Below are 10,589 nucleotides of genomic sequence, written 5' to 3'. Positions count from 1 at the left end.
GGTCGCGGCGGCGGTGGCGGTCGCGAACCTGAAGCTGCTGCGCGACGAAGGGATCGTCGAGCGCGTGAAGCACGACATCGGGCCGTACTTCCAGCGTCGGCTGCGCGAAACGCTCGGCGATCATCCGATCGTCGGCGAGATCGCGGGCGCGGGGCTGGTCGCGGGCGTACAGCTCGCGCGCGATCGCGCGCGGCGCGAGCGGTTCGACGCCGGCGCCGATATCGGCACGATCTGCCGCGACTTCTGCTTCAACGGCAACCTGATCATGCGCGCGACTGGCGACCGGATGCTGCTGTCGCCGCCGCTCGTGATTCGCGAGGGGGAGGTCGACGAGATCGTCGACAAGGCGAAGCGCGCGTTCGATGCGACCGCGGAACGGGTCGGGCGGGTGAGGTGAGCGAACGCGGCGCTTCGGTCAGGCGTAGTCGAAGCGCTGTTGATCGAACTCGATGATGCGCGCGACACACGCGGAGACGGACATCGTTCCGGTCTCGACAACGAGATCGGGCGCGACGGGTGCCTCATAGGGATCGGAGATGCCGGTGAACTGGCGCGTCTGGCCGGTCATGGCCTTCGCGTACAGGCGTTTCGGATCGCGCGCGGAGCAGGTCTCGATATCGGTCTTCAGATAGATTTCGACGAAGCGCTCGTCACCGATGGTTTCCCGCGCCAGTTGCCGGTCGGCTGCATACGGGGAAATCAGCGCGACGATCACCATGATGCCCTGATTGTTCATCAGCTTCGCGATTTCGGCGGTACGTCGGCAGTTTTCGGCCCGGTCGTCGCGCCGGAATCCGAGATCGTGCGAGACGCCCGAGCGCAGTTCGTCGCCGTCGAGAATGCAGACCGGAATGTCGTGCGTGCGCAGGTACGCGGCTATCTCGCGCGAGAGCGTGGATTTACCGGCACCACTCAGGCCGGTCAACCACAGGGTATGTGAATTCGGCAATGTCATGATGTGTCGCGACGGCGTGAACCAGCCGCAATGCGCGTGCCGGATTCCGTTCGTCTTCTTGATGGTGGGGAGCCGGTGCCGCTCGGCCGGCTGTCATGGTGGTCGATTCTAGTCAGCCGCTATTCGTACACCGTTACCAATTCGTTACCGATTATTACGTACTGGCCGATGGCGCGCGTCGGAATCACGCGATTATCTCTTGGACGTGTGCATTACGAGTGCGACGCACAAAACGAAAAGGGCCTGCGTCGTGAGACGCAGGCCCTTGAATTCTTTGGTGGGCGGTACTGGGATCGAACCAGTGACCCCTGCCGTGTGAAGGCAGTGCTCTACCGCTGAGCTAACCGCCCAAAGAAGCTGAAATTATGTCAGAGCTTTTCGGGTTCGTAAAGCACTTTCTTCAAATATTTTTCAGGCCGGTGCAAAAGGTGCGTCAGCCGGCCGTCGACGGCTCGACGAGATCGAGGATCGAGCCGTCGCGCTTGAGCGTCGCGAGCACGATGCTCGAATTGATCGACATCACGCCCGTCGCGCGATGCAGCCGGTTGATCACGAAGTCCGAGTAGTGGTCGAGGTCGCGCGCCCGCACCGTCAGCACGTAGTTCGAGCCGCCCGTCACGATCTGCGCGGCGATGACTTCCGGCCACTGCTGGATCGCCTCCACGAAGCGGTCGTGCCATTCGGGCACGTCCGGCCGCATCGACACGTGCACGAGCGCCTCGAATGCGACGCCGACCTTCTTCGGCTCGATCGTGCAGCGGTAGCCGGAAATGGCGCCGCGTTCCTCGAGCAGCTTCACGCGCCGCAGGCACGCCGACGGCGACAGCGCGACCGCGTTCGCGAGGTCCTGATTGCTGATGCGTCCGTCCCGCTCGAGGTGCCGGAGGATCCGCATGTCGGTTCGATCCAGATTCATTTCGCAGAATCCCGTCATTTTTTAGATGGTAGGCGCAGACTCTACTGCAATCGGCGGGATTCGTCATCGAAAAGTGAAGCTCATTCTATTTCGTCCTCGATAACATGCGCCCCATGCCTCGACCGCACGGCCTGACGTGCCGTCACGCCGCCGGCCGTATCGCCGCCTTCAACCCCGACCGTCATTCCGCCATGTACGAACACATTCCCGCCTATCCGGGCGATCCGATCCTGTCGCTGTTCCAGGCGTTCCAGCAGGATGCCCATCCGCACAAGGTCAACCTCAGCATCGGCCTCTATTACGACGACGCGGGCCGCATCCCCGTGCTGGAGAGCACGCGCCTCGCGGCCGAGCGCCTGCGCGAAGCCGGCGCGCCGCATACGTATCTGCCGATGGAGGGGCTCGCCGCGTATCGGCAGGGCGTGCAGCGCCTCGTGTTCGGCGCCGGTTGCGCGGCGCTCGCGCAAGGACGCATCGCGACGCTGCAGACGCTCGGCGGCTCGGGCGCGCTGCGGCTCGGCGCCGAATTCGTGAAGCGCTATTTCCCCGACAGCGCGATCTGGATCAGCGATCCGACGTGGGACAACCATCGCGTGATCTTCGCGGCGGCCGGCCTCGACGTGCACACGTATCCGTACTACGACGCAGCGCGCAACGACCTGCGCGTCGACGCGATGCTCGCGGCGCTCGACGCGCTGCCCGCGCGCAGCATCGTGCTGCTGCAGCCGTGCTGCCACAACCCGACGGGCCTCGACCTCGACCGCGACGCGTGGCGCGCGGTGATCGACGTGCTCGCGCGCCGCGGGCTGATTCCGTTCCTCGACATGGCGTACCAGGGCTTCGGCGATGGTCTCGACGACGACGCATGGGCCGTGCGCGCGATCGTCGAAGCCGGGCTGCCGGCGATCGTCAGCAACTCGTTCTCGAAGAATTTCTCGCTGTATGGCGAGCGCGTCGGCGGCCTGTCGATCGTCTGCGCGAGCGCGGGCGAAGCGGCGACGGTGCTGAGCCAGCTGCAGGCCGGCGTGCGCCGCACCTACTCGAGCCCGCCGCTGTTCGGCGCGCAGCTCGTGTCGGCGGTGCTGAACGACGACGTCCTGCGCGCGTGCTGGGAAGACGAGGTGGCCCAGGTGCGCACGCGCATCAAGCGCATGCGCGGCGCGCTGAAGGCGCGGCTCGACGCGCGCTTGGCCGGGCCCGCGTTCGACGCGCTCGTCACGCAGCGCGGCATGTTCAGCTATACGGGCATCGCCGCGGCCGACGTGGACCGGCTGCGCGCGTCGCACGGCGTCTACCTGCTGCGTTCGGGCCGCATGTGCATCGCGGGCCTGAACGACGCGAACGTCGAGCACGTCGCGTACGCGATCGCCGACGTGCTCGGCGGCACGTCGCGCCAGGCTGCCTGAGCGGCCGATCCCGAACCGAAGGAGGACACGATGGCAGACACGATCCCGGTCGACTTGCCGCAACTCGCGCAGCCGTTCTCGTGGGCGACCCGCGCGGGCGGGCTGATGTTTACCGGCCACGGCCCGGTCGATGCGTCCGGCGCGATCGCAGGCGACACGATGACGGGGCAGGCGCGCCTCACGCTCGGCAATCTCGCGAAGGCCGTCGCGGCGGCCGGCGCGACGATGGACGACGTCGCGCAGGTGCTCGTCTACCTGTCCGACGTGAAGGCGATGCCCGAATTCGACGCCGAATACCGGCGCCACTTTCGCGAACCGTACCCGAACCGCACGTGCGTGGGCGTGCAGGGCTTCGCGCACCCGGACATGTGCGTCGAACTCGTCGCATACGTGGCGTTGCCGGCGGCACGCGGCTAGCCGGCACGCGACCGCGCGAAGATTGCAGTACCCACGATTACCGACAAGCACCAACACACCCCGACGAACATCAAATATTCAGACAAGGATGGAGACGAAGATGAAGAGTATCAATAGGTTCGCACTACCGACGATTGCCGGCCTGCTCGCCGCGAGCGGCGCGATGGCGCAGAGCAGCGTGACGCTGTACGGCATCGTCGACCAGAGCATTCGCTACACGACGCATGCGAACGCGTCGAACGACGCGAGCGTGCAGATGACCAACGGTGCGATCACCAACAGCCGCTGGGGCCTGAAGGGCAGCGAAGCGCTCGGCGGCGGCCTGACGGCGATCTTCCGGCTCGAGAGCGGCTTCGAGCCGCAGAACGGGCAGCTCGACGGCGCGCTGTTCGGCCGCTACGCGTATGTCGGCCTGGCGAGCGACTGGGGCACCGTGAAGCTCGGCCGGCAGGCGACCGAGGCATTCAACCTGTTCGGCGATCTCGATCCGCTGACGGTCGGCAACTACACGGCCAACATGTGGCCGTACTTCCTCACGCAGGGCCGCGCGAGCAACGTGGTCAGCTACGACGGCACGTTCGGCGGGCTGAACGTCGGCGCGAGCTACGGCTTCGGCGGCGTCGCGGGCAGCCTCGGCGCGAATGCGTACTGGGGCACGCGCGTGTCGTACACGCTCGGCGGACTGATGGTCGGCACGACCTACCAGCAGGTGCGCGACCTGACGAGCCGCGCGCAGCAGGCGTGGGGCGCGGGCGCACGTTACGCGTTCGGCGCGGCGACGCTGTACGCGGGCTATCTCGGCGGCATCGACCGCACCGGCATGCTCGACCGGCAATTGCTGAACGCGCCGGGCCGCGACGTGACCTACGGTGCGTTCGCCGACAATCCGCGCCGCGACGCGATCTTCTATACCGGCGCGAGCGTGACGGTCACGCCGGCGGTTTCGGTGACGGGCGTCGCGTACTACGACGACATCCGCAACGTCAACGGCATCGCCGGTAACGGCGGAAAGCGCTACACGGGCGTGCTCGAGGCCGAGTACGCGCTGTCGAAGGCGACGCAGGTCTACGCGACGGTCGACTACAACCGGGTGACCGGCGGCGCGTTCACCGAAATGCCCGGACGCGGCAACCAGACGGGCATCGCGGCCGGCTTGCGCCACCTGTTCTGAGCATGCGGCGCGCGGTGGCCGGTGCGGTCCGGCACCGGTCCGTGCGCCGTCGACGTTTCGGCCGGACACACGCTTTCGAACGAGGTCATTCGATGCAACCAGAAGGGCAATTCCAGCACATCGCGGCGCGCGAGCAGGGTCTGCGCCGCACACTTTCCGCACGGCAGATGGCGATGATCGCGATCGGCGGTGCGATCGGTACCGGTCTCTTTCTCGGCAGCGGGTTCGCGATCGGCTTCGCGGGCCCGAGCGTGCTCGTCAGCTACGCGATCGGCGCGTTCATCTCGCTGTTGCTGATGGGCTGTCTCGCGGAGATGACGGTCGCGCATCCGACCTCCGGGTCGTTCGGCGCATACGCCGAACATTACGTGAGCCCGTGGGCCGGGTTCCTCGTGCGCTACGCGTACTGGGCGTGCATCGTGCTCGCGGTCGGCACCGAAGTCACCGCGATCGCGCTGTACATGAAGTACTGGTTCCCGGGCGTGCCGGGCTGGCTGTGGATCGTCGGCTTCTCGGCGCTGCTCGTGTTCGTCAACGCGCGCAGCGTCGACGTGTTCGGCGCGGTCGAATACGGCTTCTCGGTCGTGAAGATCGCGGCGATCGTCGGCTTCATCGTGCTCGGCGCGTACGTCGTGTTCGGCAATCCGGCACTGGTCGGCGACGGTGCGGCCCGCGCGGGCTTCCACCATTACACCGGGCACGGCGGCTTTTTCCCGAAGGGCATGTGGGGAACGTGGGTCGCGGTGATCGTGTCGATCTTCAGCTACCTGAGCATCGAGATGATCGCGGTCGCGGCGGGCGAGGCGGAGGATCCCGAGCGCGCGGTGACGCGCGCGTTCCGCTCGACGATCGTGCGGCTCGTGCTGTTCTACCTCGTCACGCTCGCGCTGATGCTCGCGATCGTGCCGTGGACGGCGGCAGGGCGCGACGAGAGCCCGTTCGTGAAGGTGATGGAGGCGATCCACCTGCCGGGCGCGGCCGGGCTGATCAACTTCGTCGTGCTGATCGCCGCGCTGTCCGCGATGAACAGCCAGCTCTACATCACGACGCGGATGATGTTCAGCCTGTCGCGCGCGGGTTATGCGCCGAAGGCACTCGGCCAGGTCGACGCGCGCGGCGTGCCGTTCGGCGCGCTGCTGCTGTCGACGCTCGGCATCGCGCTCGCGACGGTCCTGAGCGTGCTGTACCCGGACGCGTCGTTCACGATCATGATGGCGGTGTCGATGTTCGGCGCGCTGTTCACGTGGATGATGATCTTCGTCACGCATTACTGCTTCCGGCGGCGTCGCGCGGCGCTCGGCCTGCCGGCGCCCGCGTTCCGGATGCGCGGCTTTCCGTTGCTGACGCTGCTCGGCGCGGCGCTGATGCTCGCGGTGATGGTGACGACCTACTTCACGGCCGAATTCCACATGACGCTGATCTTCGGCATTCCGTTCCTGATCGCGCTGTCCGTCGTGTACGCGGTGTGGTACCGGCGCGCGCAGCCGGCGCTGCAGCCGGAAGCGAAGTAACGGGGAAGTGCCGGCGCGAAATGCCGGCGCGCCGGCGCGCCGGCTCAGCCCGCGAGCGCGGGCAGCGCGTCGATCGATGCGCGCACGTAGTCGGCGAAGCGCAGTGCGACCGGTTCGGCGGTGCCGCTGCGCTTCAGTTCGAGCGTGCGCGATTCGAGCGACGCATCCTTCAGCGGCCGGAACGCGAGGCGGTCGCTCTTCACCTGCTGCAGCACGCGCGGCACCAGCGCGATGCCCATGCCGAACTCGATCATCGACAGGATCGTCTGCCACAGCCGCGCCTCGTGACGGATCAGCGGGCTGAATCCCGCGTTCACGCATTGCGCGATGATCAGGTCGTGATAGTGCGGCGCCGCGTCGCGCGGAAACAGGATGAACGGTTCCTCGGCCAGCGTGGCGAGCGCGACCTGACGGCGCCGCGCGAGCGGATGCGCGGCCGGCAGGCAGCAGACGAACGGTTCCGCGTAGACGGGCGCCGATTCGACCTCGGGCGGGCAGTGCCCCCAGTGCGCGTAGCCGAGATCGATCTGGCCGCGCTGGATCGCCTGCACCTGCGCCTGCGTGTTCATCTCGCTCAGCACGATCTCGACGCCCGGGTAATCGGCCTCGAAGCGCCGCACCGCATCGGGCAGCCCGCGATACAGCATCGAATGGACGAAGCCGATCCGCAGCCGGCCCGCGAGGCCGGACGCAGAGCGCACCGTGAGCCGCTCGGCCTCGGCCGCCTGCAGCAGCAGCCGGCGCGCTTCGCCGAGCAGCACCGCGCCCGCGTTGGTCAGCGCGACCGTCTTGTTGGTGCGCGAAAAGAGCTGCACGCCGAGCGCGTCCTCGAACTTGCGGATGTCGAAGCTCAACGCCGGCTGCGAGATGAACAGGCGCTTCGCCGCGCGCCCGAAATGCAGTTCCTCGGCGACCGCCACGAAGTAGCGCAACTGCCTCAGTTCCATGCTGTCTCCTTCCCGCATCGGCATCGATAAGCGTCGTCTATCGTACCGGATAAATCCTGTATTGGACGCTTATCGATCGCGCGCCTACGCTCTGCTGAACGCCTGGCATCAGCCGGCCGCGCCGCCGCCGCGCGGGCGCCGGCCGGTAGCCGGGCCATCCTGGAGACGCATGCATGAACGACATCGCTCGCACGCCGGACACCGGCGCGGCCAACAACATCCCCGATAGCCGGGGCATCAATTTCTTCACGGCCGATCCCGATCTCGGCGCGCTGCTGAAACTGCATCTCGGTGACGCGCGCTACGCGGAACTCGAACCGCAGCTGCACGCGCTCGGCGCGCGCGTGTCGGGCGAGCTCGACGCATGGGCGTCGCGCGCGGACAAGCATCCGCCCGTGCTCGAACACCGCAACCGGCGCGGCGAAGCCGTGCAGCGGATCGACAAGGATCCCGCGTACGTCGCGCTCGAACGCGTCGCATATTCGGAACTCGGGCTTGCGTCGCTGAGCCACCAGCCCGAGGCGGTCGCGCCGCTCGTCAAGTACGCGCTGACGTTCCTGTTCGTGCAGGCCGAATTCGGGCTGTGCTGCCCGGTCAGCATGACCGATTCGCTGACGCGCACGCTGCGCCGCTTCGGCGACCCGGCACTCGTCGAGCGCTATCTGCCGATGCTCGCATCGCGCGATTTCGACACGCTGTTCCAGGGCGCGATGTTCATGACCGAGCAGGCGGCCGGCTCCGACGTCGCGCGCATCGCGACGCGCGCAGTGCGCGAAGCCGACGCGCAGGGCGAGGCGGTGTGGCGCCTCTTCGGCGACAAGTGGTTCTGCTCGAACGCGGACGCCGACCTGGCGATGGTGCTCGCGCGGCCCGACGGCGCACCGGACGGCATCAAGGGGCTCGCGTTGTTCCTGCTGCCGAAGACGCTGCCGGACGGCACGCGCAACCGCTACCGGATCGTGCGGCTGAAGGACAAGCTCGGCAGCCGTTCGATGGCGAGCGGCGAGATCGCGCTCGAAGGCGCGCAGGCATACCTGATCGGCGAGATCGGCCGCGGCTTTCACCAGATGGCGGACATGATCAACATGTCGCGGCTGTCGAACGGCGTGCGCGCGGCGGGCCTGATGCGGCGCGCACTGAACGAGTCGCTGCACGTGGCCGCCCACCGCGCCGCATTCGGCCGCACGCTGATCGAGATGCCGCTGATGCAGCGCCAGCTGATGAAGATGCTGCTGCCCGCCGAGGCCGCGCGCGCGATGTTCATGCAGATCGCGCTGCTGCTGCCGCAGGCGGATGCGGGCGACGAGCAGGCCGCGCGCTGCGTGCGCATCCTGACGCCGCTGATCAAGTTTCGCGCGTGCCGCGACGCACGCCGTGTGACGGGCGACGCGATGGAGGTGCGCGGCGGCACCGGCTACATCGAGGAATGGAGCGATGCGCGCCTCGTGCGCGATGCGCATCTCGGCTCGATCTGGGAAGGCACCAGCAACATCGTCGCGCTCGACGTCGCGCGCGCCGCGCAGCGCGAGCAGGCGCTCGATGCGCTGCGCACGTTCCTCGCCGACCGGCTCGGCGCGGCGCCGCTGCCCGACGCGAGCCGCGCGGCGCTGCGGCGCATTCTCGCGCGCGCGTGCGATGCGCTCGCCGGGGTCGCGGCGGAAGGCGACGACGCGCGCGTGCGGCAGGCCGCGTCGGCGCTGTACTACGCGAGCGCGGCCGTGCTGATGGCATGCGAGGGCGCGCGGCTCGCGCCCGATTACCGGCGCCTCGCGCTCGCGCACCTGATCGTGCGTCACAAGCTGTTGCCGGTTGATCCGCTCGCGCCGGCGTCGCGCGACGACGAGGCAGCGGCGTTCGATGCGTTGCTGCGCGGCACGCCGGTACCGCTCGACATGGCGCTCGACCTGCTGCCGGAGGTCGAACGATGAGCACGACGAAAGCGACGAAAGCGACGAAAGCGACGAAAGCGACACGCGGCGCACTTGACGGCCTGAAGGTCGTCGACCTGAGCCGCGTGCTCGGCGGCCCGTACTGCACGCAGGCGCTCGCCGACCACGGCGCGACGGTGATCAAGATCGAGCCGCCCGACGGCGACGAGACGCGCGGCTGGGGGCCGCCGTTCCTCGGCGACACCGCGTGGTACTTCATGGGCGTGAACCGCAACAAGGAGGGCGTCGCGCTCGACCTGTCCCGCGACGAAGGGCGCGCGATCCTGTGGCGTTTGCTCGAGAGCGCCGACGTGCTCGTCGAGAACTTCAAGCCCGGCACGCTCGCGCGCTGGGGCATGGACTACGCGCGCGACCTGCAGCCGCGTTTCCCGCGCCTGATCCACTGCGCGGTGACGGGCTTCGGCGACGACGGCCCGCTCGGCGGGCTGCCCGGCTACGACGCGGTGATCCAGGCGATGGCCGGGCTGATGAGCATGAACGGCGAGCGCGACGGCGACGCGACGCGCATCGGGCTGCCGATCGTCGACATGGTCACCGGACTCAACGCGCTTGCCGGCATCCTGCTCGCGCTCGCGGAGCGCGAGCAGAGCGGGCAGGGCCAGTCGATCGACATCGCGCTGTACGACTGCGGCGTGTCGCTGCTGCATCCGCACCTGCCGAACTTCTTCGGCTCGGGGCGCGTGCCCGAGCGCAGCGGCAACGCGCACCCGAACATCGCGCCGTACGACAGCTATCGCACGGCCACCGTGCCGATCTTCCTCGCGGTCGGCAACGACCGGCAGTTCGCGCGGCTCGTCGCGCATCTCGGCGCGCCGGCGCTGGCCGGCGATCCGCGCTTCGTCGACAACCGCAGCCGCTGCGCGCACCGGCCCGAACTGAAGGCCGAACTCGAGGCACGGCTCACCGCGCATCCGTGCGAGCCGCTCGCGCGCGACCTGATGGCGGCGGGCGTGCCGTGCGGGCCGGTGCGCACGGTCGCCGACGTTGCGCGCGATCCGCATGCGCTGCATCGCGAGTTGTTCGTCGAGATCGGCGCGTATCGCGGCACCGCATCGCCGATGAAGCTGTCGCGCACGCCGGCGACCTATCGTTCGCCGCCGCCCGCGCTCGGCCGCGACACGCGCGCGGTGCTCGACCGCCTCGGCGTCGATCCCGCGCTCCAGCAGCAGCTGCTCGACGCGGGCGTGCTGAAGGTCGCGCCGGACCCGGCGTGACCGGACGAGTGGCCCTGCAGGTGAGTGACCTGGACCGACAGATCGCGACGTAAAGCGACGTTGGGCAGCGTAAAGCTGCCCCGCGTCGAGCAATCGCTCGTAA

At 68.3% G+C, this 10,589-nt stretch carries 10 protein-coding genes and 1 tRNA gene; 7 read left to right on the top strand and 4 right to left on the bottom strand.

Features of this window, described 5'->3' with window-relative positions:
• The coding region (locus DIE16_RS20155) for an aminotransferase class III-fold pyridoxal phosphate-dependent enzyme (RefSeq protein WP_124893296.1) at positions 1-397 on the top strand (397 nt) is incomplete at its 5' end.
• An 18-nt stretch (positions 398-415) separates the two neighbouring features.
• Here the strand turns inward: DIE16_RS20155 and cysC are convergent.
• The 3 genes from cysC to DIE16_RS20140 all read right to left on the bottom strand — a co-directional run bounded on the left by cysC (position 416) and on the right by DIE16_RS20140 (position 1,871).
• Entirely contained in the window at positions 416-955 is a 540-nt protein-coding gene (gene cysC, locus DIE16_RS20150) for an adenylyl-sulfate kinase (RefSeq protein ID WP_124488335.1), read from the bottom strand.
• Between the two features lie 275 nt (positions 956-1,230).
• Positions 1,231-1,305 (bottom strand) — tRNA-Val (locus tag DIE16_RS20145).
• A gap of 83 nt (positions 1,306-1,388) precedes the next feature.
• Positions 1,389-1,871 carry an Lrp/AsnC family transcriptional regulator gene (locus tag DIE16_RS20140; protein WP_124488334.1) on the bottom strand — a complete coding sequence of 161 codons (483 nt, stop codon included), beginning with the start codon at positions 1,869-1,871 and terminating at the stop codon, positions 1,389-1,391.
• Positions 1,872-2,062: 191 nt separating this feature from the next.
• Between DIE16_RS20140 and DIE16_RS20135 the strand changes: the two genes are divergently transcribed.
• From DIE16_RS20135 to DIE16_RS20120, 4 genes are all read left to right on the top strand, one after another.
• Positions 2,063-3,277: an amino acid aminotransferase gene (locus DIE16_RS20135; protein WP_044847661.1), complete on the top strand. Its 1,215-nt coding sequence runs from the start codon at positions 2,063-2,065 to the stop codon at positions 3,275-3,277.
• A 30-nt stretch (positions 3,278-3,307) separates the two neighbouring features.
• Complete coding sequence (locus DIE16_RS20130; protein WP_124667281.1) at positions 3,308-3,694, top strand: RidA family protein; 387 nt, start codon at positions 3,308-3,310, stop codon at positions 3,692-3,694.
• 100 nt (positions 3,695-3,794) lie between these two features.
• Positions 3,795-4,865 (top strand): porin, encoded by a 1,071-nt coding sequence (locus DIE16_RS20125; RefSeq protein ID WP_409364461.1) that lies wholly within the window; start codon positions 3,795-3,797, stop codon positions 4,863-4,865.
• Between the two features lie 92 nt (positions 4,866-4,957).
• Complete coding sequence (locus DIE16_RS20120) at positions 4,958-6,376, top strand: amino acid permease (protein ID WP_124893294.1); 1,419 nt, start codon at positions 4,958-4,960, stop codon at positions 6,374-6,376.
• Between the two features lie 44 nt (positions 6,377-6,420).
• On the opposite strand, the gene DIE16_RS20115 is transcribed toward DIE16_RS20120, so the two are convergent.
• On the bottom strand, positions 6,421-7,323 hold the full coding sequence (locus DIE16_RS20115) for a LysR family transcriptional regulator (protein WP_124522172.1): 903 nt from the start codon (positions 7,321-7,323) through the stop codon (positions 6,421-6,423).
• Positions 7,324-7,496: 173 nt separating this feature from the next.
• Here DIE16_RS20115 and DIE16_RS20110 point away from each other — a divergent pair, with 173 nt between their 5' ends.
• Positions 7,497-9,251, top strand: a complete 1,755-nt coding sequence (locus DIE16_RS20110; RefSeq protein ID WP_124893293.1) for an acyl-CoA dehydrogenase family protein — start codon at positions 7,497-7,499, stop codon at positions 9,249-9,251.
• Positions 9,248-10,486, top strand: a complete 1,239-nt coding sequence (locus DIE16_RS20105; protein WP_124893292.1) for a CaiB/BaiF CoA-transferase family protein — start codon at positions 9,248-9,250, stop codon at positions 10,484-10,486. Before DIE16_RS20110 ends, DIE16_RS20105 begins: the two co-directional genes overlap by 4 nt.
• Positions 10,487-10,589: the final 103 nt, after the last annotated feature.

Origin of the sequence: Burkholderia sp. Bp9090 (assembly GCF_003857985.1) — a bacterium.
Taxonomy (GTDB): domain Bacteria; phylum Pseudomonadota; class Gammaproteobacteria; order Burkholderiales; family Burkholderiaceae; genus Burkholderia.
This window is presented reverse-complemented; position numbering and strand designations above follow the sequence as displayed.